We start from the raw sequence: 26,141 nt of genomic DNA on the forward strand, positions 1-26,141 counted from the left end.
GCGACCTATGAACGTGTCGCATAACGAACCGGGGAAAGGGGCAAATGCGGCCCAAGCGCTATTCGTGCAACGCGGTCTCGGAGAAACGAGACGCGGGACAAAGCAGACACTCCGCTCAAATAGTTGGATGTTTTGTTTCGCACTTATTTCTCTATCGAGGCTGGGCAGAACTACTAGCAGTTCCGCAGATATTTTCGAAACAGTTCAACTTCGGGGACAAGCGCTTTGTTGGCGTCTGGGGTTACCAGATACAGCCCCTGCCTGGACGTGATTGTCAGGTTTGACAGCTGCACAAGAAGCCCGGTTTCGACAAAGAACGCCGCAAATCTCTCAGCCAGCAAGCATATGTGCGGGCCATGCGAGGCAATGACTGCTGCCGCAACAGAACTATCAGTGGATATCCGGTTTTTGTGCGCTTTTGGCCGTTCTCCCAATAGGTGGCTACGAAAAAAGTCCCCCCATTGATCCTCGATACCAACGATATGAACGAGAGGTCTAACTGCAAGATCTTCAGCAGTTACTAGCGTTGGCATTGTTTCCCGAGTCTTGGGAGAACACAAGGGAACGAGATCATCATGAAACAGCAGTTCGGCTCTGTAGCCCGGCCAATTCCCATGCCCTAGGCGCAGTTCTATATCCGCTTCGTCCGCCTGATTATCAGCCCAAACGGAAGAACTCATTCGGATTTCGATGTTTGGAAACTCACGGGAGAACTCCTGAACAATGTTCGACACCCAGATCGCTGAGTACGACAATGGAGCGCGAACTGATAGCCGGGTCGGCTGTCGAAGGCCGAAAATGCTGGTAGTTGATCCCATTATTTCCGCAAACGCACGTCGAATTGAAGGCAAGTACGCCTTTCCGTTTTCAGTCAATCTCAGCCCTCGCGGCAAGCGCACGAACAGCGCATAGCCCAGATGGGCCTCCAACGCTCTTACGCGGTGGCTTATTGCAGATTGAGAAAGGTTCAATTCCTCAGCCGCGGCCATGAAGTTCTCATGCCGGGCCGCAGCTTCGAAAGCCTGCAGTGCGGGAAGTGGCGGCAAGCTGGTTCTGGTGTCAGACATATAGCCTCCAATTTTTAGACCCCTTAGGGCACAAAGAGTTCTTTTGACTGATACCCAATTGCCCCGCATCGTCAAGAGAACTGTCACGTTCAAGAAAGAATCAAGAATGCGCGTCGGATTTATCGGTTTGGGAAACGTAGGGGCAAAACTGTCGGGCAGTCTGTTGCGCAACGGGTTTGACGTCATCGTCCGCGACTCGGATCAAGCTGCGGCTCAACCCCTTCTGGATCAGGGAGCGATCTGGGCTGAAAGCGGCCGCGCGTTGGCCGAAGCCTGCGATGTGATCATCACTTGCCTGCCGTCACCCGTGGTTTCCGCCAAGGTGCTGGAAGAAGAAAACGGCGTGTTGGAAGGCATCTCAAAGGGCAAGATCTGGCTGGAGATGTCCACCACCGAAGCCGAAGACGTGCAACGTCTGGGGGCCTTGGTTGAGGCCAAAGGCGGTATCGCGATGGACAGCCCCGTTTCCGGCGGCTGCCATCGTGCCTCAACCGGCAATATCGCCATCTTTACCGGCGGCAAACGCGAGGCGTTTGAACAGGTGCTGCCGCTGTTGTCGACCATGGGCCGTCAGATCGTGCATACGGGCAAGCTGGGGTCGGCCTCGGTGCTGAAAGTGATCACCAACTACCTGGCGGGCGTGCAGCTGGTCTCCACCGGTGAGGCCTTTATGGTCGCCAAAAAGGCAGGCATTGATCTGGCCGTGGCCTTTGACGCGATCCGGGTGAGCTCCGGCAATTCCTTTGTGCATGAAACTGAAGGCCAACTGATCCTGAACGGCAGTTACAACATCAACTTCACCATGGATCATGAGGTCAAGGATGTGACCCTGTTTGACGATCTGGCCAAGTCATACGGCGTTCCGGTCGAGCTGTCGCCGGTCTGTGTGGCCGCGATGGAGGACGGGCTGAAACGCTATGGCCCGCGCGTGTGGTCCAGCCAGGTGGTCAAACGGCTTGAGGATGATTGCGGCACCGACCTGCGCGCGCCCGGTTTCCCGGAATATCTGGTCGATCACGAACCCGAAGGCGCAGGTGCCGAAGTCGTGGTGAAACACCGCGCCTCTTACGAGTGATCTGCGCTGGCGACCGAAGCTTCTCCCCCTTCGGTCGCCAAACTCAAAATTGGAAAGGGCATAGCCATGGATAAGTCGCATAAATCCAGCTGGACCAGTTTCGGAAATGCCACCAAAGAAGATTTTCTGGCGGTGATGGACTATGAGGACACCTACAACGCGGCCCTGCCAGACCAGATACTGGACGCGCTCCGGTCGCTGGACGAAGAGTGGACCCCTTACCCCGTCAACCGCTATCAACACAGCTTGCAGGCCGCGACCCGCGCCTATGAGGACGGCGCAGACGAGGAAATCGTGGTTGCTGCTTTGGTGCACGACACCGGCGATATCCTGTCACCCTACAACCACGGCGAACTGTCTGCAGCGATGATGAAACCCTATGTCAGCGAGCGGACATACTGGATCCTGAAACATCACTGCGTTTTCCAGGGGTATTATTACAATCACTATCTGGGCGGGGACCGGAACGCGCGCGACAAGTACAAGGACAGCCCCTATTGGGAAGACTGCCGGTACTTCTGTCATGAATATGACCAATGCGCCTTTGATCCGGATTACCCAACAAAACCGCTGGAATTCTTCGAGCCAATGCTGCGCCGTATTCTGTCCAAGGGCGAAGGGCATATGGAGCTGAATGAGACTGCGGATGAACCGGTTGCGGTGTAACAGGCATGGTCAAGTCCAGACGCATATACACCTATGGCGGGCACGAAGCGTTGCGCAACCACACGGTAGCGGATTTTGTCGCCGGCAAGGGCGCACGCAAGTTTACGCAAACCACCTCCTATGATCAGGAAGAGGCCCGCGCGGCGCAAGCGGCGGGCATCGACCACCTGTCGATTTTGGACTCCGACGTAACTGAGATCCGTGCAGGCGCTCCGAACACGTTCATTACCGCCTGCCTGCCCGCAACGGATTTCGCAACCCATGACGAAATACTGCGGGCGGCGATCAAGGCCGCCGAAGCGGGTGCGGATGCTGTGTATACGATACGTTCGCTTGATGTTGTAGAAATGCTGGCCAAAGAGGGACTGGCTGTACAGGGCCATCTTGGCCTTGTGCCGAGACTGTCCACCATGATCGGCGGTTTAAGAGCTTATGGGCGCACAGCCGACGAGGCATTGAGCCTGCACCATGCGATGCGGCGGCTCGAAAATGCGGGTGCCTATGCCGTTGAACTGGAATGTGTCGCGCATGAGGTGATTGCCGAGCTCAGCCCCAGAACCGGGCTCGTCACCCATTCCATCGGGTCCGGTGGGGCCGCTGATGTGATTTTCATGTTTCAGGAAGACATCTGCGGCGACATCGACAACCCGCCACGCCATGCCAAGGCATTTGCCAACATGGCACCGATCCGCAAACAACTACAGGCCGAAAAACACAAGGGTCTCACGGCGTTTCGCTACGCGGTGCAGGATGGATCCTTCCCCGACGCCGCCCATTCGATTGCGATGATAGACGGGGAACTAACGAAACTCTGCGAGGCGCTGGAAGCGCTTTCTGCTGAAACCTGAGAAAGTTTGATCTGATGTCCGACACAGCGCACCAGCCTCAAGACGCAGAACCGGCCTCCATGAGCTGCGAATGGCACTACCATCCGGACTTGCCCGTGAAGTATGCACCCTATTGGGATTGGCCTCCGAAACCGATGAAGCTGTTGAAATGGCTGTGGAATACCTATTTTCAGTTCTCGGATCGCGCGATCTATCTCGCGCTTGCCTTCGTGGTTGCATATTGGCTGCAGCCAGTTGCTCCGGATCAGACCTCGTTCGGTTTTGGGTGGGCGGCCTGGGTTGTCCTGCGCAACTATCTGGCGGTGATTGCGGTGGCGGGTGGTTTGCACTGGTGGCTTTATATCCGCAAAGGGCAAGGCAACCGGTTCAAGTATGATCCGCGCCCGATACTGCCGCGCAAGAACGCATTGTACAAATTCGACTATCAGCTGCGCGACAACATGTTTTATGCGCTGGCCTACGGTGTCCCGATCATGTGCGGCTTTGAGATCGGTATGCGCATGGCCATTACCAATGGCTGGGTTGCGCCGGTGAATTTCTGGGATCACCCGATTTATTTTGTGCTGCTGTTCCCGGCTCTGGCAGTTTGGCAGAGCTTTCATTTCTATGTCATTCACCGGGCGATCCACTGGCCACCGCTCTACCGGCATGTCCATTCGATCCACCACCGCAATGTCAACACGACGTCGTGGTCGGGCATGTCGATGCACCCTTTGGAGCAGCTTCTCTATATCAGCTCGGTGCTGATCCTGTTGGTTATCCCGGCCCATCCGGTGCATCTGATGTTCCTGCTGTACTGGCTGGTTCTGGGCGCAATCTCGGCGCATGCCGGATACGAGACGCTGTTTGTCAAGAACAAGGAGCGGCTGGATATCGGGTCGTTCTTTCATCAGCTGCATCACCGTTACTACGAGTGCAACTACGGCAACTCTGAAATGCCGTGGGATAAGTGGTTCGGCACCTATCACGACGGGTCCGAAGACGCGACGCGCGTCACGCGCGACCGCAAACGGAAAATGCACGCGAAATGAGCAACTTCATGACACCAGAGAATTACTATATCAACGGCGACTGGGTCACCCCACTTTCTACGTGCGCATTTCCTGTTCTGAATCCGGCCACAGAAGAGCGGATCGGGACGGTCTATCTGGGGAACGAGCATGATCTGAACAGGGCAGTGGCCGCCGCGCGCGCAGCGTTCGAAGGCTATTCACGAACCTCGCGTGACGAGCGGTATGCACTCCTGGAACGATTGCTGCAGATCAGTGAATCCCGGCGCGAAGATATGGCGCAGGCGATGAGTGCGGAAATGGGCGCACCGATCACAATGTCGCGCGACGCCCAGGCAGATACCGGTATCGGGCATCTGCGGGGCATTCTAGAGGCACTGAAGGCACAAGATCTGCGTGAGGTCTTGACCAATGGGGACGTTTTGGTGCGCGAACCCATCGGCGTTTGCGGATTGATCACACCCTGGAATTGGCCAATCAATCAGATCGCCCTCAAGGTGCTTCCTGCGCTGGCGGTCGGCTGTACCTGCGTTCTGAAACCTTCGGAACACACCCCTCTTTCTGCCACTGTTTACGCACAGATGATCCATGACGCAGGGTTTCCTCTTGGTGTGTTCAACCTGATCCATGGTGACGGGGAGAAAATTGGATCGGGCCTTTCGCGCCACCCCGATGTGGACATGATGTCATTCACCGGATCGACGCGCGCCGGGATTGCTGTGACCAAAGATGCCGCCGATACGATCAAACGGGTGACACTGGAACTGGGCGGAAAATCTCCCAATCTAGTCTTTGCCGATTGCGGCGACGATCTGAACGAGCGGGTCACAGCATCAGTTTTGGAATGCATGTACAACACCGGTCAAAGCTGTGATGCGCCCACCCGGATGCTGGTCGAGCGCCATTGCTATGATCGTGTGCTGGAGTTCGCAAAATCCGCCGCCGAGGGGCAAATGGTCGGCGATCCGGTGCAGGAAGGCGATCATATCGGACCATTGTTTGACCGGATTCAGTTTGACCGGGTGCAGGACATGATCGAAACGGGCATTGCCGAAGGAGCGACCCTGTTGGCTGGCGGGCCCGGTCGCCCTGGCGGGTTTGATCGGGGGTGGTATGTGCGGCCCACAGTATTTGCCGATGTCACCAATGATATGGCCATCGCCCGGCAGGAAATCTTTGGCCCGGTGCTGGTGATCATCCCCTTTGAGGATGAAGAGGATGCGATCCGCATCGCCAATGACACGCCCTACGGTCTGGCCGCATATCTGCAAACCGGTGATCCGGACCGTGCCGAGCGTGTTGCCGCCCGGCTAAGGGCCGGCGCCATCCATATCAATGGCGGGGGTTTCAATTATGGCTCGCCCTTTGGTGGATACAAGCAATCGGGCAACGGCCGAGAGGGCGGGATGTTCGGGCTTGAAGACTATCAGGAAATCAAGACGCTTCACTTTGGGTGAGGCGCAATATCCAGGGAGGATACCAAATGAACGAATCCCGTGAAACCCGCCCGATAGTGGCCAAAATGGCGGACGCTGTGCGCCGCGGTGAAATGAGCCGCCGCGAATTCATTGCGACGGCCAGTACATTTGGGGCCAGCGCAGCAACAGCTTATGGCTTGCTGGGAATGAGTGCCCCGGCGCAGGCGGCAACCGGCATTCCGCAAAAGGGCGGCGTTGCGAAAATCGAGATGCGGGTTCTTGCTCTGACTGAGCCGCGCTTTCAGGATTGGGACCAAGCCAACAACGTAAGCCGCCAGTTCCTTGAGCCTCTGGTGCGCTGGGAACTCGACTACAGCTTTGGCGGTGTATTGTTGGCAAGCTGGGAGGTTAGCGATGATGCTAAAACTTATACGCTAAACCTGCGACAAGACGCGATCTGGAACAACGGCGACCCGTTCACTGCCGATGATGTAGTCTTCAATATCGAACGCTGGTGTGACAAGTCCGCCGAAGGCAACGCAATGGCATCCCGTTTTGCCAGCCTTATCGACGAAGAAACGCAAAGGGCGGGCACAGGTGTCATCGAGAAAGTTGATGAATACACCGTGCGCCTTAATCTGCCCCGCCCCGATATCACGCTGATCGCGGCGATGGCTGATCATCCCGCGCTGTTGGTCCATCCAAGTTTCTCGGGCAGTATCGTGGATACGCCTATCGGCACGGGACCGTTCGAATTAGTGTCCCACATGGTTGGGGAAAAGGCTGTGTTTAAACGGCGGGATAACGGTTGGTGGGGTGGTCAGGCTCATCTCGCCGGAATTGAATTCGTCGATTATGGCACCGATCCTTCGGCAATCGTCGCTGCATTCGAGGCTGGTGAAATCCATGTCAACGACAATACGTCTGCCGATTTCGTCGAAGTCCTGGACGGGCTTGGCTTGGTGCGGAAAGAAAAGGCGACCGCAAACACCATCGTTGCCCGCATGCGCGCTGACAGCGCCCCTTATGACAATGCCGATGTTCGGCGCGCCATTCAAACGGCGGTGGACAACAATGTCGTGTTGGAACTAGGCATCAACAATACCGGCGTCGTCGCTGAAAACCATCATTGTGCGCCCTTTCATCCGGAATACGCGGAAATCAGCAAGCCCGAGTTCAACCCAACCAAGGCCACGGAACTGCTTGACGCCGCCGGCCACGCCGATACGGAGTTTGAGTTGATCTCGTTGGATGGTGACTGGCGGCAAACCACGACTGATGCGATTGCGGCGCAGCTTCGTGATGCCGGTATCAACGTGAAACGAAAGATCATTCCCGGCGCGACTTTTTGGAATGACTGGACCAAGTATCCGTTCTCGACAACCAATTGGGGTGCCCGCCCGCTCGGAGTCCAGATATACGGTTTGGCCTACAGGTCCGGAGAACCTTGGAATGAATCCGGTTTCAGCGATGCGGATTTCGATGCAATACTGAACGAGGCGGTCGGGATTGCCGATCCTGAGAAACGTCGGCCTCTGATGGCAGAGATGCAGAAAATCCTGCGAAACAGCGGCGCCATCATTCAGCCTTTCTGGCAGAGTCAGTACCTGCACCATGTTCCGGAGTTGAAGGGCTATGAGCGGCACCAGCAGTTCGAGGCACGCTTCGACAACGTTTGGTTGGAACAGTAGGCATTGTCAGGTTGTTGAAGCGGTCTCGTCGTTGTAGCGCGCTGCCATGTTGAATCTGTGTGATCTTTCCCGCCTCAAGGGTTTTCGTTTCCCGCGCTCGGTCATTGGCTGCGCGGTCTGGGCGTACCATTGGTTTGCACTCAGCCTGCGTGATGTTGAGGATCCTTTGGCCTCTCGCGGGATCGCGGTTTCTTACGAAACTGTCCGGGACTGGGTGGCACGCTTTGGGGCTCAGTTTGCCGTAAAGGTCCGACGGGATCGACCGCTTCCTGCTTGTAAATGGCATCTCGATGAGGTCGTGGTGCCAATCAAAGGGCGTAAACACTGGCTCTGGCGCGCGGTTGATGCCAACGGTGACTTCTGGACGTTTTGATTCAATCCCGCCGGAACAAAGCTGCCGCAAAGCGCTTTTTCAGGAAACTATTCAAGGTTTGGGGCCGACCAAGGGTAATTATCACCGACAAGCTGCGCTCCTACGGGGCGGCAATAGCGGAACTGGCCCCAGGGATTGAGCATCGCCAGCACAAGGGGTTAAACAATCGCGTCGAGGCTTCACACAGACATACGCGACGGCGAGAGAAAATAATGGGCTGGTTTAAGTCGTCCGGTAAGGCACAACGGTTCTTGTCGGTCCACGATCAAACCGCCGCACTATTCCGCCCCAAACGCCACCGTCTTTCAGCCGGTTCCTACCGCCACGCCCGAACCGATGCCTTCGAGCTTTGGACCGAATATGCAAACGACTTGGCCGCTTGAATCCAGCACTCCACCCCGCTCTTGCCCGGCGCAAAAAACAACCTGACAATGCCCCACCGAGACCAGCCGTCCGATGCTGCGACTAATTCTTCGAAGTTTTTTAGGCAAATCGGATTAGCAGCCCTTGGGTATCGTCGAGCCGACGCTCATGCGAAAAGCGGCGAAACCGTGGTGAGAGCCCGGAGCAGCCGTTCGCTCGTAAAGCTCAGGCGACTTCAGTCCGACACTGTAATGACTTCGGCTTTCGAGCGGAGCCACTTGATGAATGCCTGCACTTCGGGGCGTTGCTGTCCTGGCGAGGTTTCGATGTGGTAGACACCAAAGAGCGTCTCAGAAGCGAGCACAGCGATCCGGCCAGTCGCGATGTCTTCCGTAAAAAAGGCGCGGGCAGTATAGGTGATGCCATCGCCGCGTCGGACCGCTGGCATGATCAGGTTGCCCGGCATGTGGTTAATCGCCAAAGGTCGCTTTAGGACGATGCCATGAAAAGTGAACCACTCCGCCGCCTCGTTAGTCCCTAATTCCTGCAGCCAAGGTAGGTCGGCAAGCGACTTGTAGTCTGAAAGATCACGTGCCTCGATCAGCGATGGCGCACCGATGACAACCATGTCTGTCTTGAGGACAGCCTCGACATCCGGCTCGGCTCGCCTTTGATCACGATACCTTATGGCGACGTCGATCCCACCCGGCCTGAGCTCAACGATCTGTGACGTCGGATTGAGCATCAGGGTGATTTCTGGATTCGCCCGCTGGAACTCGCCGACCCTCGGCATGAGCCACTCAACAGCGAAGGCTGGTGGCATAGTCACTTGTACCGGCCGGAGTGCGGCTTCTTCACTTATGCGCTCCACGCCGCGGCTGATGATATCGAAGCCTGCTTCCAGATCTCGTGCTAATCGGGCGCCTGAACGCGTCAGCTCAATGCCGCGACCGACCCGATGGACTAACGCAATACCAATTCGGTTTTCGAGCGCTTTGACCTGCTGGCTAACAGCGGCCTGTGTAACGTTCAGGTGGTCTGCGGCACCTGCATAGCTGCCTGCAGTAGCTACGGCAGCAAAGGCGCGCAGGCTGTTCAATGGCGGGAGTCTCAACCAATCCATATAATAGATTTTCTAATGTTACGACAGGATTAATGAGTCGCATGAAGTCAAAAATTTAGCAATATGCCTATCATTGGGGCAGTGCAGTTGGAGGATAGGATGATGGAAAAGCTAAAGGGTGGATGCTATTGCCGCGCCGTACGATACGAGATTTCCGGTCGGCCGGAATGGTCAGCGCATTGTCATTGCCGGTCCTGCCAGTTGGCGCTTGGTGGCGCCTTCGTGACTTGGGCAAAAGTGGCCGCGAAGAATTTCGAAGTCACCAGCGGTACCATCAAAACGATCGAGAAGACCCCCGGAGTTCGCCGAGGCTTTTGTGGCGATTGCGGGACAACACTGACCTATGCCGCAGAAGGTGAGGTGGACGGTCAAGATTGGAGTTCTGACGCTTGGTTTGCTGCCGCCACTCTCGACGACCCATCGGAGGTCGAACCGAAGTCGCACGTCTTTGTCTCGCATCAGCAGCCATGGATCAAGCTCGCCGATGGGTTGCCGACGTTCCAGGAGTTTTGATGCGACCAACCAAGAAAGGGACACTATGAGCGAAGCCTACACATACGCCTGCCGTGATTGCGAGGGCATGGAGACCTGCCCCGGCGAGGTCACCGCCGGTTCGAAGGATGAGGTCTGGAAGCTGATGGAGCTTCACGCCGTCATCGCGCATGGGGAAAACCCCAGTTCGTGGGACAATGAAACGCGTGATTATCTGAGCACATTGATAACGTCCAAATGACAACTGACCTAGTTGGGCAATTCTTTTTGACGGATGGGCAAGCGTTGCCAAGCCGACCCAAAGATTAAACCTCTAGGGTGGTTTCTGTGGGTTAACCGGACTCTTTGGTTGTGTCGAAAATTTTGAACTGAGATTGACGAGCACTCAAGTTTAGTAGTCTGTTCCCGTCGAATAGTTTTCGAACAGTTTTTAAGTATGATCTCTCTGAAAGGCTGCCACTTTCCCAAGGATGCAGTTCTTTACGCTGTGTATTTCTATTTGCGGTACACAGTGTCGTATCGTGATTTGGAAGAGATCATGGCCGAACGCGGCGTGCAGGCGGACCACGCCACTCTCAACAGGTGGGTCGTTAAGTATTCGCCGATGATCGCCGCGAGCGCGCAATCGAAGAAGCGACCAACGCTGAGTTCCTGGCGCATGGACGAAACCTATCTCCGCGTGCGCGGCAAGTGGATGTATCTTTTTCGAGCGGTCGACAAAGCGGGAAACACCCTTGATTTCATGCTGTCTGAGCGACGAAATCGTCCAGCAGCAACCAGGTTCTTTGCCAAAGCACTGTCGTCCAACGGGATCCCAAACAAAATCGTCATCGACAAAAGTGGCGCAAATGCAGCTGGCATTCGAGAAGTGAACAGGATCCTGAAGCGGTTCGGTTGCCCAGCCAAAGTACAGACGATCAGGTCCAAATTTTTGAACAACATGATCGAACAGGATCATCGGTTCATAAAGCGGCGTGTTCGGCACATGTGTGGGTTTAAGTCGTTCGAATCCGCTTCCGCCACTTTGGACGGCATCGAGGTCGCCAACATGACCCGGAAGCAGCAATTCTCTAGTGATACGACTTCCGGCTTTCGGTTGTTTGCTGAGATCGCAGGATAACTGCGTCTAGCATATCGCTGGCTTTCGTCGTTCCAAAAGTTTGCGACACTACCCACCCAATGGCGATAAACTGATCGTAGAAGAGCGCGAAGATCAGCGCAGTCGGAAAGGTGAGAAAATCGGCATCTCGATCCGGCCCGAGCGTGCGATGCTGTTTGATCCGGAAACCGGATTGCGGCTGCGGTAGGAGATTTGCGGCGGGATCAGTTTTGGATTCGATTTAAGTCCTGGTGACGCGAAACCCATAACCCGCCCATTTCATGCCGTGCCACGTGACTCGCCGTCAGAATTGCGATGATCCAACCCGTGACGACTGCGGTAGCCGTTCCGAACCAGACACCGATCTCGTTGAAATGCCACAGGCCGACGAAGACCCAGACAAAGAATGCGACCCCGAAGCCCTGGCGGTAGAGGCTGATCCAGACCGTCCAGATGGGTCTTTTGAGGGCCTGAAGCAGCGAATTGATGGAAAAGAGCATCATGTAAAACGGCAGAATCAGGCTGTCGACGCGCAGATAGCTGACGCCTACTCGGACGACTTCGGGGTCGGTGGTAAACAGGCGCATCAGATGCGGGCTCAGGCCCCACAGGATTGGGATGGCCATCGCCGTCATGATAAATCCGACTTTCCAGCAATAAAACAGGGCCGCCCGCACGCGCTGAAAATCCCGGGCGCCGAAATTCCGCGATGCGATTGGCAGCACAGCGCCGGTAACACCCAGCACAGGTAAAAGCAGAATTTGCTCCAGCCGAATGGCGACCCCGAAGCCTGCAATGGCATGTTCCCCGAATATTTTCAGGGCAAACTGCATGACAAATCCTGAAAGCAGCATCACCATGAAAGACACCGCCGTTGGCAGGACCTGAACGGAAATCACGGTAAAGCGATTCAGGCGCGGGGCGAAATAGGCGATCCGCATTCGCTGCATCCGGCGTCGTCGCAGCACCTGCCGGATCATGTAGATCATGACACCGGTTTGACTGATAACGGTAGAAATGGCCAACCCGTCAAAACCGATCCCCGGAATCAGCCCGGGGATGCCAAAAATAAGCAGAGGATTCAGGGCGATATTGGCGAAGAAGGCCACGATCAGGGCGCGCTGCATTGATACCGCATCCCCATGAGCCTGGAGGATTCCGTTGCACCCATGAGCCAACAGAAATCCGGGCAGTGCCAGAAGAAGCCAATAGAAATAGCGTAGCCCCGCATCACGGTATTCGCCGGGGTCGGATACAAGATGTATCAGCGCGGGGCCGTACCAGAGGCCTGACAATGCCAGAAGCCCGGCGGCGATAAAACCATATGTCAGACCCTGCGCCACCAATCGCCGGGCCATGCGGTGGTTGCCTGCCCCCAGTGCGTTGCCGACAAGGGCGCTCATGGCGGCTCCAAGACCAACCCCAACAGACAAAGTTATAAAGAAGGCCTGAAACCCAAGGGCCAGCCCGGCCTGTGCGCTTGTCGACAACAGCCCGGCAAAAAAGATGTCCACGACATTATAGAGCGTGTTGAACAGCATTCCGATTGCAGCAGGCACTGCCAGTGTCCGGAAATGTGCCGGAATAGACCCTCGGGTCAGGTCAAGATCGACTGGCTGAGCCATGTCACGCAGGCATCACGGGCGCTCGGCCTGAACAGTCAGAAAGACGAATTCCGGGGTCAGAACCTCTTCGAAGCCGTGGTTCAGTTCAGCGTCGACGCTGATCGTGTCGCCTGCGGTCAGCTTGAACCGGGCCTCGCCATACCGATAGACCGCCTCACCTTCGAGCGCCTGAACAAAAACTACGCCGTGACCGACATAAGTCGGAGGATGACCACCCTCGCGCAGAAGGGTTACGCGCCGGGCTTGAAAACGCAGGTCCTTGCGTGAATGCAATGCCAGATTGACATATTCATGGCTATGGCCTGCGGCGATACGGGTGGATTTCAAGCCTTCGCCGTGGCGGACGAGCGTATAGTCGGTGTGATCGGTGCGGGCTTCGCGGAACAGTGACACAATCGGGACTTCAAGCGCTTCGGCCAGCGCAGCCAGGGTGTCGATCGAAGGAGAGACAAGCCCGTTTTCGATACGGCTGACCATTGCGGCGGAAATACCCGATTGCTCGGCCAGTCGGCGGGCCGATTGCTTTCGGCTTTGGCGCAGCTCTTTCAGCGATGCTCCAATTGCGCGGTCGATCTGTCTTCCCGGCGGGTCTCCCTGCATGGCTTCTCCCATCACTCGCTGCCGTAATAGCCCACAACATCTCCGTCCGTGGTCACGCCAAGCCCGTTCAACAAGCGGTTCACGTAGTTGAAATAGCCGACGATCTGATTGATTTCGAGTATCTCACCATCATCCCAACCAGTCTCTTTTAGCCCGGCCACATCAGAATCGACCATCGTACCCGGTGTCAGCGTCAGTTTTTCTGCGTAGGTCAGCGCGGCAAGATGGGCGCCGTCAAAGGCATCCTGCGGACGATGCGCCTTGAGCGCCGCCTCAATCTGGTCGGCGCGGGCGTCATCATCAATTAGATGTCGGGCGTTGGACCAGTGGTTGGCGTAAGAATAGGTGCAAGTGTTGAGGGTGGATACATAGGAACTGATGACTTCCTGAAACCACATCGGAACCGTGTTTGCCTCATCATGCAGGCAGGCCCGGTACAAAATCACGTGCCCCTTCATTGTGTTGGGGCGCAGGGAATGAACACGCATGACGTTGTCCACTGTGCCATGTGGCGTCCGGGCCAGATCCAGAGTGGCCTTCAGATGCTCGTCGGCGTCTTCGTCAGATATCATCCTGATCCAGGCAGACATTTTTGGTTCCTTCCTTAGTCGTCAGCACAAATTATGGGTCGTGTTGTACGGCGCGCTGAGTTTTTTATTGACGAGTATTGCATATTAAGCAACCATATTAATTAGCGCGCAACAGATTTAAGGATTCTCAGGCCTTGCCCGACTGCCTCACTCAGTCAAAGCGCCAATCTGGCACTAGCTTTCAGGACGGTTTCGCTACCGCCCTTTGTCGGCCCGCGCGCGCTACGGTTTCGGAGAGGCCAACTGAGAAATCACGGCGCAATTTTCACCGCAAAAGACTGCCAGGTATGGTGTCCCGAACCATGACAGGCGCGACATGACACACGCCACTCCGATGATTGAAGTGACCAATCTGGACAAGTATTATGGCACGTTCCATGCGCTGAAAGACGTTAGTTTGACGGTTCATCAGGGTGAAAAAGTAGTGATCTGCGGACCCTCTGGTTCGGGAAAGTCCACACTGATCCGTTGTTTCAATGGTCTGGAGTGGCACAATTCGGGCCGTTTGGTGATAGATGGTATCGAAGTTTACGAGGGGGCCAAGGAGATACGCGAACTGCGCCAGGAAGTTGGGATGGTTTTTCAGCAGTTCAATCTGTTTCCGCATTTGACTGTGCTGGAAAATCTTATGATCGGCCCAATGAAAGTGCGCAAAGTTTCAAAGGTACAGGCCGAAGAGACCGCGCGAAATTATCTTGAGCGCGTGCATATTCCGGAACAGGCCGACAAATATCCGGCACAATTGTCTGGCGGTCAGCAGCAGCGCGTGGCGATTGCGCGTTCTTTGTGCATGGAAACCCGGATCATGCTGTTTGACGAGCCGACCTCGGCGCTCGATCCGGAAATGATCAACGAAGTTCTGGACGTGATGGTCGAGTTGGCCGAAACCGGCATGACCATGGTTGTGGTTACCCACGAAATGGGGTTTGCCCGCAAGGTCGCAGACACGATGGTCTTTATGGAGGCGGGTCGGATCGTCGAGATATCGCCGCCTGAACAGTTCTTTACCAACCCTTCCAGCGAACGGTGCCGCCTGTTCCTGGATCAGATTCTGGCGCATTGAACGTGAGCGATCTGGGCATATCCGGGCCAAAGGGCCAGCCGTTGCCAAAGCCACCGTTTCACAAGCGGTTTTTCGACTCGGTCCTGATTTCCGTTGTCATTTATTCCATTATTGTTGGTCTAATCGCCTATGGCGCTTACGCTGGGGCGCAGAGTATGGGTTATAACTGGCAATGGTATCGTGTGCCGCAATTCCTGTACCGCAATACCGAGGTCGGGTTTGAATGGGGTGAAATCCCAATTGGGCTTGTAGCCACCATCCAACTGTCGGTGACCGCCTTTTTTCTGGCAACGGCGATAGGCCTTTTGGTGGCTCTGTTGCGGCTATCGGGGTTGGTCATCGGGTCAGCGGTTGCCGTGGGGTACCTGGAACTGATCCGCAATATTCCGCTGCTGGTTCTGCTTTATCTTTTCTATTATGTGCTCGGGCCGATCTTTGGGTTTGACCGATACACGGCAAGTATCCTGACACTTGCCGTTTTTCATTCGGCCCTGATTTCCGAGATTTTCCGCGCTGGTATCAACGCAATTCCCACGGGTCAGTGGGAGGCGGCAAAATCCATCGGGATGACACCGTATCAGACCTATCGCTATATCATTTTGCCGCAATCAGTACGGTTCATGCTGCCACCGATGACCGGTGAGGTAGTTCACCTGATCAAATCCTCAGCGATTGTAAGCGTGATCGCGGTGGCTGAACTGACCACGTTTGGACGCAACATCATATCCGATACCTACATGAGTTTCGAAATCTGGTTCACCATTGCACTGGTCTATCTGGTGGTGACCCTGATCCTGTCGATTGGCGTAACCCACCTGGAGAAGAAATATGCCGTCGACCAATAAAACTGAAAACTATGTCGGACAACAAGGAGAACCAAGATGAAGCTTTCTCGCAGAATGTTGGGGGCGGCGCTGAGCGCGGTCGTTGCAACAGGCGTCGCAACATCAGGTTGGGCGCAAAGCACAACGCAGAACCTGTCCAGCGAAAGTGTGATTGAAACCATCAAGCAGGATGGAGTGATCCGCATTGGGCTGTCGCTATTCGTACCGTGGTCGATGCGCGACAAGAACGGTGACCTGATCGGTTTCGAACTGGATGTCGGTCGCAAGCTGGCCGAAGACATGGGGGTCGAAGTTGAATTTGTTCCCACCGCATGGGACGGTATCATTCCGGCGCTGGTTTCGGGCAATTTCGACGTGATCATCTCGGGCATGTCTGTGACGCCGCAGCGAAACCTGACTGTCAACTTTACCGATCCATATGCTTTTTCCGGTCTGGCCATCTTGGTAAATAAGGAACTGACAGATGGAATGACTCAGGCTGATCTGAATTCTGCAGACGTGACGTTCGCAGCCCGTCGCGGTGCAACGCCCGCTGTCGTGATCGCGGAAAACTTCCCGGAAGCAAACTTGTTGCTATTTGATGAAGATGGCGCGTCGACGCAAGAAGTTCTTAACGGAAATGCACACGCAACAATGGCTTCACAGCCTACGCCCAACCGGGAAGCAGGGCGTAATCCTGAAACTCTGCGCGTGATGGAAGGCGATCTGTTTGATCCGCGTGGCGAAGCCTTTGCTATGCGCAAAGGTGATCCGGATGCATTGAACTTCTTCAACAATTGGATTGCTCAGCAATGGCGTTCGGGTTGGCTGGAAGAGCGTCACAATTATTGGTTCGCAACAGAAGAGTGGGCCGACCAGGTTGCTCAGTGACTAAAACAAAGGGCGGCGGCATTGCCGCCCCCGACCCTGAGGCGGAGCAATCCCGGTGCAAGATTTCCTGAAGAAACTGAGATGGCCAGATTATCTGATCGTGGTGACTCTGATCGCTTTCTTCGGGTATATCTGGCTGTCGATCGAAGGCACGCTGAACTACAAATGGCGCTGGGAATTGATCCCGGGCTATGTCGTTGGCTGGCATTCGGGCCGCGAAGAGTATTTCGCGAACCTGTTTCTGCAGGGGCTTATGGCGACAGTCCGTATCAGTATTTACTCGGGCATTCTGGCCTTGTTGCTTGGCACCATTCTGGGGGTTGCGCGGTGTTCAGCAAACCTGACGATCCGGATGCTGGCACGGACGTATCTTGAATTTCTCCGCAACGTGCCGCCGGTTGTGGTCGTTTTCATTTTCTTTTTCTTCCTGTCACAACAACTGATTGACGCGCTCAACCTCGAACGTTGGGCTCGTGGTATAGCGCGGCAAGAGGACAAAGATATCTGGACCTTCTTTTTCGGCGAAATGCGCCGTTTTCCCTCACTGGTTTCTGGTGTCATCGTTCTGGCCCTGTTTGAAAGCGCCTTTGTCGGCGAGATTGTCCGGGCTGGTATCCAGTCGATCCCGAAAGGCCAGCGCGAAGCGGCGCGCTCGATTGGTATGAGCAAACTACAGGAGATGCGTTACGTGATTCTGCCGCAGGCGTTGAAGAAAGTGGTGCCACCGCTGGCAAACCAATTCATCTCGCTGATCAAGGATAGCTCGATCCTGTCGCTGATCTCGGTGCAGGAACTGACCTACAAAACAGTCGAGCTTGTGGCCTCGTCCCGCATGATCTTTGAGGCGTGGATCACCACGGCCGGGTTCTATTTTGTTGTGTGTTTCGGCCTCAGCCGATTGTTTGCACGACTTGAAAAGCGGTCAGACAGGCGCTGACGCGAACGGCCCGGGGCAATGCGGATATATGATTTCCGGTTCTCGGGCAGTTGCCATAAAGCTCGGCTGCTGCTGTCCATGCTGCGGCTGGATCATCAATTCATCAAATCATCAATGTCAACCTGCTGAGCGGAGATCAGAACCAGGTTACATTCTTGCAGGTCAACCAGCTAAACAAGGTCCCGGTGCTGGACGACAACGGCTTTACCCTGCGCGACAGCACCGCAATCATGATGTATCTGGCACAGAAGTATGGCGCTGCAGATTGGGCGCCGGATTCGCCAGAAGAGCATGGGGACATACAGCAATGGCTGTCCTATTCGGTAAACGAGATTTTCCACGGCGTTGCAACGGCCCGCGCGATTGTTCTGTTTGAACGCGACATCGATTTGACCGGGCCACAGGCACTTGGGCAGAAATCCCTGCAGAATATGGAGCAGCACCTGTCACGACGACGCTGGCTGGCATGTGATCGTCCTACGATCGCCGATCTGGCCTGTTACCCCTACAAAGCACTGGCTTATCAGGGAAAGTTATCGCTGGCTCCTTACCCGGCAGTCCGTTCGTGGATCGCGCGTGTTGAAGCTCCGTCGGGATATATCCTGATGCCGGGGTTGCCGGCACCGGACTAGGACTGTTCGGGGCTACGCCCTAATCTGCACCATGCCGTTTTTGATGCGGGTTTCGAATACCTTCATTGGTCGTGTCGCAGGGGCCGAAACCGCATGTCCGTCACGCACATCGAATGCGCCCTGATGCAAAGGGCACTCGATGACGTAGCCATCAAAATACCCGTCACACAGATCAGCACCGCCATGATTGCAAAGTGCCAACGAGGCATAGACGCCGCCGGGAGTGTCGTAGACCGCCAGGATACGTGAGCCGATCTCGACCCGTGTGACCCAGTTCTTTTCCAGCCGAGTTGTCTCGATCACGTCTTTCCAGGGTTTTTCATCCGCCATGAGTTACGCCTCCGCCTTCTGCCGGATCTGCCTCAAGATCTCGCGATGGGCGGCCAGATACCCCCCAGGCTCAACATGAATGTGGTCTTTCAGCTTCTCATGAAGGCGAGGTAACGCGTGGAAAGGAACTGAGGCCACGTAGTGATGCTCTGCGTGGTAGTTCATGTTCCAGCACAAAAAGGACCAGGGGGCGGATACCAGATTGGTGCGCGTATTTTCGGACATCTGCGCCACGGTGGGGCGTCCGACATGTTCGGTCATCCGGATAAAGCGCATCACAGGCTCACCCAAAAACAAAGGGATTATCCAGTACCAGATCAGTCCCCACCAGCCGATGATGGCCATGCCCAGAAAGATGGCCGTATAGATGGCCAGCATTCTGCGCGCATCGCGATACACCGCCTGATGTTCCACTTTCGGGATGAATCGCAGCTCGGTCTCGCTGAGGTTGCCGCTGGCATGGCGAAACAGTTCCGTGAATTTACCGCGCCAGTAGGGCAGGGCGGACAGGTACATAAGGTACTCCCTCAACGTCTCGGGCAATGGGATCAGTTCAGGGTCGTCCCCGGTCAGTTGCGTATAAGTGTGGTGATCGCAATGTTCATAGCGAAAGAACCGATGCGGCAGGATAATGATCAGGCCGCAGATCTGACCAACCAGATCATTCAGCCACCTTGTACGGAATACGGTATAGTGCACGCATTCATGCTGCAGCGAGAAGTGGTGTACCAGAACGATGCCCTGGAGTAACATTGCAGGCCATATCAGCCAGTTGTTCCATGCCAGAGTAACAAGGGTGGTCGTGCAGGCCAGCACCAGAACCCAAAGCGCCAGATGGCATAAGCCGGGACCGTTAGACCGTTGCATGAAACCTTTCAGCTCTTCACGCGTGAGCTTGCCTTCGGCCAATGCCTGAGACAGGGGCGTTACGATTGCTTGTGACATGTGAGTTCCACACAATTTGCCGGTGCGGGGGCCGCGCCCTCATCGCATTTTCCGGCACCGGAGACGGGAGTGCTCCGCACCATAGGGTCCTGTCGGGTGGACTCTATTGCTACCAGATTAGCGTGATGGCACGCGTTCGATCAAGCTTGAATGATCAGCCGGTTCGGCGAAGGCCGATATCCGGATCGGGGTCGGCAAACAGTGCTGCCGCACAGGGGTGTTTGTCCAGAATGGAAGCTCCGCCGGGCAGGCGGTCAGCATGAAAAACCCCATCTTCCCAATAGGTCACACCATCGATCTTGATTGTCGGATCAAACACGTTCCAGCTGATTTCTCCGGGAGCATATGCGCCGCAAGTGTGGAAGTGCAGGATACGCGGATTGCCAAAAGCAGATCCGCCCCAGCGTTCGAAATTCTCGCGCATATCCCAAGGGTATCCGCAGCCCGGATGAATGCCAGCATGCCATGAATGCACGAAATTTCGGTCAATACCGAACTGGCCCGCGACCCGGTCATATTGTACTTCGGCCCGGGCGACATCGGTGGGCTCGCCCGTGAACCCGGTCAGGCGCCCGTTCTCAAGTGACGCAAACACCGGGCTGTCGAACTCGATCGTATAGTCTTCATAGTATCTTGATCCGGTTCCGGTTAGAAACTTCAGCGCCACACGTCCTGAAAAACTGTGCGCCGGGACTGGCGTGAAAACTGACATGGGGAATCTCAGGATCGACGTATCGCCCGCCGGATCAAGGTTCATCTTCGGCTTCCCCTGAAAGGCCGTGCCCAGAGGGCAGGTGACCCGCACATCGGTTGCCTCGTTCAGGACGGCATTGATCGCCGCCTTGATGTCGAGAAAGGCATCATGGTGCCCGTTGGAAAAGCCCGACCCGAACAGCTCACGGTTCAGCGCAAAGCTGACGATGATTTTTTTGCCCCGGGGCATCTCCGAAAACCGTAGTTGATCCCCAAGACGGGCAAGAAAGAGGATTATCTCGGCTGCTTCGAACCGCGCCAGAAGATCCGGGGACAGGTGAGGATTGTCCGGATTGAATCCTACATCCACTGCATCAACCGACAACCCCATGGATTGCGCGACGTCCGATACGATCTTGACACTGTCCGCGTCAAAATAACCAAACTCGGGGGGTTCGTAAGCGATCAGAAGTCGGTCACCCGCCGCTGCGTGAGCGCAGTTCGTCAAAAGATTTCGCGCGCCGCGCTCGGGTGTGATGTCCGACATTCGCGTTTCCTACGGATTCAAGCCCGTACAGATTAGGCCTGCACCATGCGCCTAATCTATTTGAAAGTGATTATGTCTGACATTAGGGTGACTAATATGATTGTAAATCTGCCCTATTCAGCTCTGCGTGCCTTCGAGGCAGTTGTCCGTCATTCTGGCTTTTCCCCTGCCGCGGCCGAACTTGGTGTTAGCCAAAGTGCGGTCAGTCAGCATGTGCGGACGCTTGAGGAATGGTTGGGTCGCGATCTGCTGGTACGCGGCGCGCGGTCATCGCGCCCAACCCGCGAGGGTGAGTTGCTGGCGTTGGCAATTTCTGAAGGGTTGGGGCGAATTTCAGACGTATGCACCCAATTGAGGGACAAGACCCGAAACGACCGGACCATCGTGATTTCCTGCCTGCCGGGTTTTGCGTTCAACTGGTTGTTCCCGCGTCTTTTAAACTTTGATCTGGCCCACCCGGACCTATCGATTTCGATCGCTACGGATACTGGTCAATATCCGTTCTCCGGCGCGGATGCGGATATCGGAATCCGCTATGGGCTGGGTGATTACCCCGGCTACCAGGTGGATCTGCTGATGACCGAGCAGTTGTTTCCTGTTTGCGCACCATCTTTGATACCCAACCTGCGCGGGGTCGAGGATCTTGCGAAGCACACGATGCTGGTGGATGAGAATCTGCATCATGGTCCTGCAAGCCCAACCTGGGATTTCTGGGCACGGCAATGCGGTCTGACGCTGCCGTCACCCTTGCGCACACGGCGATTTGGCCAATCCAATCTGGTGGTTCAGGCTGCAATTGAAGGGCTGGGTGTCGCGCTGGGTCGGGAACCCCTGGTGATCGATACGTTATGTGACGGGCGTCTGGTTCGACCCTTTCCAGAACTGACCGAGTCCCCTTTGTCTTACTGGCTGGTTCGGCGACACGAAACCAAGGACAGTCCGAAAGTCGGTGAGTTTCTGAACTGGATCAGTGCTGAAGTAGAAGCGCAACCGGACATCCCGCCATCCGCCGACGCTTATAATTAGCCTGGCTTATATGAGTCATTACCATTCCGACATGGCGCAAGGACGTCTCTCTGCCCATACTGGTACAAGCCATCTGACGATCTGGAGAGCATTTCAATGTATCTGAGAAACTGCTGGTATGTCGCTGCCTGGAGTAAGGATATCGGTCGCGAACTGAAGGCCGAAACGTTTCTGGGTGAAAACATCGTGCTTTACCGGCGGGAGGACGGCACTCCGGTCGCATTGGAAGATGCTTGCCCGCATCGTAAGCTGCCGCTGTCCAAAGGCAATCTGATCGGTGATGTGGTGGAATGCGGTTATCACGGCCTGAAATTCGACTGCTCGGGCAAATGCACGGACAGCCCGACCCAGCGTGGCATGACCCCGCGGCGGGCAGTGGTAAGATCATATCCGGTAGTGGATCGGTATCGGTTCCTGTGGATCTGGATGGGTGATCCGGAACAGGCGGACCCTGACAATATTTTCCTGATCGAGAATTTCGACGATGCCAGTTGGGGCATGACTGATGGTGGAGTGATGGATATCGACTGCCACTACCTGTGGGTTTGCGACAACCTGCTGGACCCCAGCCATGTAGCCTGGGTGCATGTCTCGTCCTTTGCCGGGGCTGGCACGGACGAAGAGCCGCTGAATGTCGAAAGAACGGACCGCGGCGTGATTGTCTCGCGCTGGATCGAGAACAAGCCGCCGTCGCCCTATTATGCGAAGCTGGTGGCCTTTGACGGTGATTGCGACAGGCTACAGCATTACGAGATGTGTATGCCCGCGATAGGGCTGAACAAATCCATCTACACGCCCGTCGGAACCGGCGGCTATGACAAACCGCCCGTTGCCGAGACTTTCATCAACGTCTCTTACAATTTCATGACCCCGATTGATGAGGATCGGACCCGGTATTTTTGGTTCCAGCACCGCAATTCCGATCCCGATAATGCTGAGGTGTCCAAATTCATGAATGATGGCGCGCGGATGGCGTTTCTTGAGGACAAGGAGGTTTTGGAGAAGGTTCATCTGGGCATGAAAAACGCCAAGACGCCAAACATTGATCTGGGATTGGACGCTGGGGCCAAACTATTCCGCAAAGCCTTGGACCGCGCGATTGAGGCTGAGGCTTTTCCGATCAACATGGTTGAGCGGGCGTAAGGTTTGTTGGCCGGTTCCGAAACCCACTAGGCATCGAGGGGGACGTGAAGCCGGGGATGCGCTGCGTCCTGTCGTTCGAACCCTCAGCCAGGTAGGCGGCTTGGGCTTCTGAATTGTCGGGGTGGGTGCCGACCATCATGTAAGAGCAGGACAGAGCGCGCGCCTTTTGTTTTGCGCTTTCGATAAGTTGCCGCCCGACACCCATGCGGCGATACAGCCGTCCAATAAAAAGGTGGTGCATGACGATACCGCGACGGCCTAGCTGCAACTGTGTGAGCGGGCTCAGGGCGACATAGCCGATGACCTCGCCTTTCGTTTCGGCAACCAGCACATAGACCCATGGCTGATTGCCGAACACATCCCGCTCTAACACTGCGGCGTTGATGTTTGGGACATCACCGTGATGTGCGGCTAGAGCGCGGATCATTGACAGTAGAAAAGGCATGTCATCGGGCTCTGCGTCCCGGATATGTACCTTTGCGTTAGGGTTGGTGGGTTTCATCTTTGCCTCCTGTTTCTTTGCCACAGAAGCGAGATGAAAAATGCCGCACTGTGGCGGCACTTTCTAACTACACATCAACGGTCGCACTGCTTAGGGCGCGTTGGAATATGTGCCGCGGGGTTGGGCCAAGACGATAGTGGCCTAACCCTGTGACGATAGCAGAATAACGTCAAGTTATTCACTGTGCGGTCAGAGGACCGGTGTCCGCCGCCGGTTACGCCGCGCCGTAGATCACTGGGAAACGCCCTCCGGCAAAAGGTGCGCCGGGGCGCAAACTGTCGTCATGCAGCCACTCTGTCACGGCATCGCGTGGCTGGTAGATGGCGCCCTCTACCGCAAATCGGACGGCATAGCCGCGTCTGCGCCGAGTTGAGGTGCGGTTGCCCATTGCCGAATGCACTGTCATGCCGTCAAATGCCAGCGCATCGCCGGGCTCCATCTTTGGGTAGTGAAAGATGTCGTAGGCGGCGCGGTTGGCCTCGAAATCAGGCATGTCGATATAATCGGGGTTGTCTTCCTCAAGATAGTGCAGGAACGCCCCAAGCTGGTCGGTTTTGAAAGGCCGGTACTTGGCACCCCAAGCGTGTGATCCACGAACGAACTCCAGCGCGCCATTGTCTGGGTCAACCGGGTCCAGAGCGATCCATATGGTCATGATTGGTCCGGCCACCGGCCAATAGGGTTGATCGGTGTGCCAGCCCGTCTGGGTTTTTGTCCCCGGCTCTTTGGCAAAAATCTGGTCATAGATAAGCGAAGTCCACGGGCTGCCCGCCACCTCAGCCACGCGCTGGCCGATATCCGATGTCAGGCAATAATCCTGAAATACGCCCGGGTTTTCGCGCATGTTCTTGTAGGCAAAATAGCGCTCGCCTTTAGAAACCTCTTCATCTACGGCCTTGCGTAGTTTGGTAAGCCAATCCTGCGACAGAATTTGTTTCAGCAGCACGACTCCGTCGCGTGCATAGGTTTCCTGAATGATCTTCAGGTCAGATGTCTGTGTCATGTAACGTCCAATTCAACGCCTCTTCCATTGAGGCGGTTGCAGTATGCAGGCGCGTTGCACCCGGTTTGTCCGGCGTTACGTGATGGGTGAACTGCGGCAGTTTATAATGAAACAGGGCCAAAGCGATCGGGCCGACCATTTGCCGGCAAGACGTCGATGGAACTGTTCAATGCGAAGGCTCATTGCGGCACCTTTCACCAGCCAACTTAACCTAATTTTTCGCATTGGCATAGAACACATGACGGATCGTTTTACATGGCCATAAGTCTATTGACGGAATGTGCGTATTAATCAATATTATTACTACCATGCAAAAGTATTCCATCTTCTCGCTCGCCCGGAACGCACTGACCGGGCATAAGAACTGGCCCAGAGCCTGGCGTAGTCCGCCGCTGAGGAATCGGTACGATGTAGCGGTGATCGGGGCGGGGGGGCACGGTCTGGCCACCGCCTATTATCTAGCCAAAGAGTTTGGCATCACCGATGTGGCTGTGCTGGAACGTGGTTGGTTGGGTGGCGGCAACATTGCCCGGAACACTGTGACTATCCGATCAAACTACATGCGGGATGAATCGATCCCATTCTACGTCAAATCCGTCGCCATGTACGAAGGTCTCACGGATGAGCTGAACTTCAACATGATGCATTCCAAACGAACCATGGTGGATGTGGTTCAGACCTGGCCCAAGCTGCGCGAACTGCGGCGGCGACAGCTGGTGATGGATATCTATGGATCGACCTATGAACAGATCAGCACCGAGGAATTGCGCCGCCGCATTCCGGCGCTGACTGGCGGCGGGCCGGATGCGCGGCTGCCGGTGATCTGCGGCATGGTGCATACGGATGCCGGCGTGAACCGGCATGATGCCGTGGCCTGGGGCTATGCCCGTGCGGCTGACGCGCTTGGAGTAGAGATTCATCAGCAGACGGCGGTGCAATCCCTGCTGCGCGGGGCAGATGGCTCGATCGAAGGGGTTGAGACCAACCGGGGCGTTGTCCGGGCAAAGAAGGTGGTTGTGGCCGTCTCGGGTCACACAACCACGCTCACTGAAACTGCCGGGTTGAAACTGCCGCTACGGACGATGAACCTGACCGCGTTTGTGTCCGAACCGGTCAAGCCGTTGGTCGATGTGATCGTGAACTGCCCGGACAGCGGGTTCTATTTCAGTCAATCCGACAAGGGCGAGATGGTGATCGGCGGTGCGCCCGACATGGGGCAGAGTTTCCGCCGTGACATCAAGCAACACGTATTCGAAGACACGGTGACCGCAATGCTGTCCCTGTTCCCGAGTTTCAAGAAGCTCAAACTGATGCGGCAATGGGGCGGGCATCTGGATATTGCCCATGATGCCTCGCCGATCATGGATCAGACAGAGATTCCGGGGCTGTTTGTCACTGCCGGATGGTGGGGCGGCTACAAGGCCATTCCAGCAGGGGGGCTGACGCTGGCTCATCTGGTGGCAAAGGGGGAACCGCACCCGCTTATGGCGCCCTTCACTCTTGGCAGGTTCCGGCATCTGGACTTCGTGATGGAAGCCGGAACCACTACGGCGCGATAGGAAAGG

Annotated in this window: 28 protein-coding genes and 1 pseudogene; 19 read left to right on the forward strand and 10 right to left on the reverse strand. The window is 55.8% G+C overall.

What is annotated here, in order from left to right:
- Positions 1-173: 173 nt before the first annotated feature.
- Positions 174-1,067: a LysR family transcriptional regulator gene (locus AC2FLU_RS00810; RefSeq protein WP_480521479.1), complete on the reverse strand. Its 894-nt coding sequence runs from the start codon at positions 1,065-1,067 to the stop codon at positions 174-176.
- Positions 1,068-1,173: 106 nt separating this feature from the next.
- Between AC2FLU_RS00810 and AC2FLU_RS00815 the strand changes: the two genes are divergently transcribed.
- From AC2FLU_RS00815 to AC2FLU_RS00845, 7 genes and pseudogenes are all read left to right on the forward strand, one after another.
- The gene (locus AC2FLU_RS00815; protein ID WP_496809260.1) at positions 1,174-2,142 is read left to right on the forward strand and encodes an NAD(P)-dependent oxidoreductase; all 969 of its coding nucleotides are present in this window, start codon (positions 1,174-1,176) and stop codon (positions 2,140-2,142) included.
- 66 nt (positions 2,143-2,208) lie between these two features.
- Positions 2,209-2,808 carry an HD domain-containing protein gene (locus tag AC2FLU_RS00820; protein ID WP_496809261.1) on the forward strand — a complete coding sequence of 200 codons (600 nt, stop codon included), beginning with the start codon at positions 2,209-2,211 and terminating at the stop codon, positions 2,806-2,808.
- Between the two features lie 5 nt (positions 2,809-2,813).
- Positions 2,814-3,656 carry a 3-methyl-2-oxobutanoate hydroxymethyltransferase gene (locus AC2FLU_RS00825; RefSeq protein WP_480521485.1) on the forward strand — a complete coding sequence of 281 codons (843 nt, stop codon included), beginning with the start codon at positions 2,814-2,816 and terminating at the stop codon, positions 3,654-3,656.
- A 95-nt stretch (positions 3,657-3,751) separates the two neighbouring features.
- Positions 3,752-4,687 carry a sterol desaturase family protein gene (locus AC2FLU_RS00830; protein ID WP_480521487.1) on the forward strand — a complete coding sequence of 312 codons (936 nt, stop codon included), beginning with the start codon at positions 3,752-3,754 and terminating at the stop codon, positions 4,685-4,687.
- An 8-nt stretch (positions 4,688-4,695) separates the two neighbouring features.
- Positions 4,696-6,123: an aldehyde dehydrogenase family protein gene (locus AC2FLU_RS00835; RefSeq protein ID WP_496809263.1), complete on the forward strand. Its 1,428-nt coding sequence runs from the start codon at positions 4,696-4,698 to the stop codon at positions 6,121-6,123.
- 26 nt (positions 6,124-6,149) lie between these two features.
- Positions 6,150-7,775, forward strand: a complete 1,626-nt coding sequence (locus tag AC2FLU_RS00840) for an ABC transporter substrate-binding protein (protein WP_496809264.1) — start codon at positions 6,150-6,152, stop codon at positions 7,773-7,775.
- 46 nt (positions 7,776-7,821) lie between these two features.
- Positions 7,822-8,531: pseudogene (locus AC2FLU_RS00845) on the forward strand (IS6 family transposase).
- A gap of 215 nt (positions 8,532-8,746) precedes the next feature.
- On the opposite strand, the gene AC2FLU_RS00850 reads toward AC2FLU_RS00845, so the two are convergent.
- On the reverse strand, positions 8,747-9,610 hold the full coding sequence (locus AC2FLU_RS00850) for a LysR family transcriptional regulator (RefSeq protein ID WP_496809265.1): 864 nt from the start codon (positions 9,608-9,610) through the stop codon (positions 8,747-8,749).
- Between the two features lie 123 nt (positions 9,611-9,733).
- On the opposite strand from AC2FLU_RS00850, the gene AC2FLU_RS00855 reads away from it, so the two are divergent.
- From AC2FLU_RS00855 to AC2FLU_RS00870, 4 genes are all read left to right on the forward strand, one after another.
- On the forward strand, positions 9,734-10,147 hold the full coding sequence (locus AC2FLU_RS00855) for a GFA family protein (protein WP_480556067.1): 414 nt from the start codon (positions 9,734-9,736) through the stop codon (positions 10,145-10,147).
- Positions 10,148-10,172: 25 nt separating this feature from the next.
- Positions 10,173-10,367: a DUF1059 domain-containing protein gene (locus AC2FLU_RS00860; RefSeq protein WP_480556068.1), complete on the forward strand. Its 195-nt coding sequence runs from the start codon at positions 10,173-10,175 to the stop codon at positions 10,365-10,367.
- 195 nt (positions 10,368-10,562) lie between these two features.
- Entirely contained in the window at positions 10,563-11,246 is a 684-nt protein-coding gene (locus tag AC2FLU_RS00865; protein ID WP_496809267.1) for an IS6 family transposase, read from the forward strand.
- Between the two features lie 40 nt (positions 11,247-11,286).
- The gene (locus AC2FLU_RS00870; RefSeq protein WP_480520684.1) at positions 11,287-11,433 is read left to right on the forward strand and encodes a hypothetical protein; all 147 of its coding nucleotides are present in this window, start codon (positions 11,287-11,289) and stop codon (positions 11,431-11,433) included.
- A gap of 16 nt (positions 11,434-11,449) precedes the next feature.
- Here the strand turns inward: AC2FLU_RS00870 and AC2FLU_RS00875 are convergent, their stop codons facing one another.
- The 3 genes from AC2FLU_RS00875 to AC2FLU_RS00885 are packed head-to-tail and all read right to left on the reverse strand — an operon-like array spanning position 11,450 to position 14,040.
- On the reverse strand, positions 11,450-12,850 hold the full coding sequence (locus AC2FLU_RS00875; protein WP_496809268.1) for an MATE family efflux transporter: 1,401 nt from the start codon (positions 12,848-12,850) through the stop codon (positions 11,450-11,452).
- Positions 12,851-12,862: 12 nt separating this feature from the next.
- The gene (locus tag AC2FLU_RS00880) at positions 12,863-13,450 is read right to left on the reverse strand and encodes a helix-turn-helix domain-containing protein (protein WP_480478040.1); all 588 of its coding nucleotides are present in this window, start codon (positions 13,448-13,450) and stop codon (positions 12,863-12,865) included.
- 11 nt (positions 13,451-13,461) lie between these two features.
- Positions 13,462-14,040, reverse strand: coding sequence for a carboxymuconolactone decarboxylase family protein (locus tag AC2FLU_RS00885; protein WP_496809269.1), 579 nt, complete (start codon positions 14,038-14,040; stop codon positions 13,462-13,464).
- A gap of 316 nt (positions 14,041-14,356) precedes the next feature.
- On the opposite strand from AC2FLU_RS00885, the gene AC2FLU_RS00890 reads away from it, so the two are divergent.
- The 5 genes from AC2FLU_RS00890 (at position 14,357) to AC2FLU_RS00910 (ending at position 18,387) form a co-directional block, all read left to right on the forward strand.
- Positions 14,357-15,103 carry an amino acid ABC transporter ATP-binding protein gene (locus AC2FLU_RS00890; protein WP_480478035.1) on the forward strand — a complete coding sequence of 249 codons (747 nt, stop codon included), beginning with the start codon at positions 14,357-14,359 and terminating at the stop codon, positions 15,101-15,103.
- 2 nt (positions 15,104-15,105) lie between these two features.
- Positions 15,106-15,948, forward strand: coding sequence for an amino acid ABC transporter permease (locus AC2FLU_RS00895; RefSeq protein ID WP_496716074.1), 843 nt, complete (start codon positions 15,106-15,108; stop codon positions 15,946-15,948).
- Between the two features lie 36 nt (positions 15,949-15,984).
- Entirely contained in the window at positions 15,985-16,818 is an 834-nt protein-coding gene (locus AC2FLU_RS00900; RefSeq protein WP_480478031.1) for a transporter substrate-binding domain-containing protein, read from the forward strand.
- 55 nt (positions 16,819-16,873) lie between these two features.
- Positions 16,874-17,755, forward strand: coding sequence for an amino acid ABC transporter permease (locus AC2FLU_RS00905; protein WP_480496294.1), 882 nt, complete (start codon positions 16,874-16,876; stop codon positions 17,753-17,755).
- A gap of 110 nt (positions 17,756-17,865) precedes the next feature.
- Positions 17,866-18,387, forward strand: coding sequence for a glutathione S-transferase N-terminal domain-containing protein (locus AC2FLU_RS00910; RefSeq protein WP_496809305.1), 522 nt, complete (start codon positions 17,866-17,868; stop codon positions 18,385-18,387).
- Between the two features lie 12 nt (positions 18,388-18,399).
- On the opposite strand, the gene AC2FLU_RS00915 is transcribed toward AC2FLU_RS00910, so the two are convergent.
- The 3 genes from AC2FLU_RS00915 to AC2FLU_RS00925 form a co-directional block, all read right to left on the reverse strand.
- Complete coding sequence (locus tag AC2FLU_RS00915) at positions 18,400-18,717, reverse strand: non-heme iron oxygenase ferredoxin subunit (RefSeq protein WP_480520678.1); 318 nt, start codon at positions 18,715-18,717, stop codon at positions 18,400-18,402.
- 3 nt (positions 18,718-18,720) lie between these two features.
- Entirely contained in the window at positions 18,721-19,662 is a 942-nt protein-coding gene (locus AC2FLU_RS00920; RefSeq protein WP_480520676.1) for a fatty acid desaturase family protein, read from the reverse strand.
- A gap of 154 nt (positions 19,663-19,816) precedes the next feature.
- Entirely contained in the window at positions 19,817-20,902 is a 1,086-nt protein-coding gene (locus AC2FLU_RS00925; protein ID WP_480520674.1) for a hypothetical protein, read from the reverse strand.
- Positions 20,903-20,998: 96 nt separating this feature from the next.
- On the opposite strand from AC2FLU_RS00925, the gene AC2FLU_RS00930 reads away from it, so the two are divergent.
- Both AC2FLU_RS00930 and AC2FLU_RS00935 read left to right on the forward strand, forming a co-directional pair.
- Complete coding sequence (locus tag AC2FLU_RS00930; RefSeq protein ID WP_496809270.1) at positions 20,999-21,928, forward strand: LysR substrate-binding domain-containing protein; 930 nt, start codon at positions 20,999-21,001, stop codon at positions 21,926-21,928.
- Between the two features lie 96 nt (positions 21,929-22,024).
- On the forward strand, positions 22,025-23,071 hold the full coding sequence (locus AC2FLU_RS00935) for an aromatic ring-hydroxylating dioxygenase subunit alpha (protein WP_480623852.1): 1,047 nt from the start codon (positions 22,025-22,027) through the stop codon (positions 23,069-23,071).
- Here the strand turns inward: AC2FLU_RS00935 and AC2FLU_RS00940 are convergent.
- Together AC2FLU_RS00940 and AC2FLU_RS00945 are read right to left on the reverse strand one after the other, a co-directional pair.
- Positions 23,049-23,573, reverse strand: a complete 525-nt coding sequence (locus tag AC2FLU_RS00940) for a GNAT family N-acetyltransferase (RefSeq protein ID WP_480623851.1) — start codon at positions 23,571-23,573, stop codon at positions 23,049-23,051. The genes AC2FLU_RS00935 and AC2FLU_RS00940 overlap by 23 nt on opposite strands.
- Positions 23,574-23,787: 214 nt before the next feature.
- Positions 23,788-24,576: a phytanoyl-CoA dioxygenase family protein gene (locus AC2FLU_RS00945; RefSeq protein ID WP_480555231.1), complete on the reverse strand. Its 789-nt coding sequence runs from the start codon at positions 24,574-24,576 to the stop codon at positions 23,788-23,790.
- A 308-nt stretch (positions 24,577-24,884) separates the two neighbouring features.
- Between AC2FLU_RS00945 and AC2FLU_RS00950 the strand changes: the two genes are divergently transcribed.
- Positions 24,885-26,135, forward strand: coding sequence for an FAD-dependent oxidoreductase (locus tag AC2FLU_RS00950; protein ID WP_480496288.1), 1,251 nt, complete (start codon positions 24,885-24,887; stop codon positions 26,133-26,135).
- Positions 26,136-26,141 lie beyond the last annotated feature (6 nt).

It is taken from the genome of Ruegeria sp. SAZD013 (assembly GCF_059612525.1).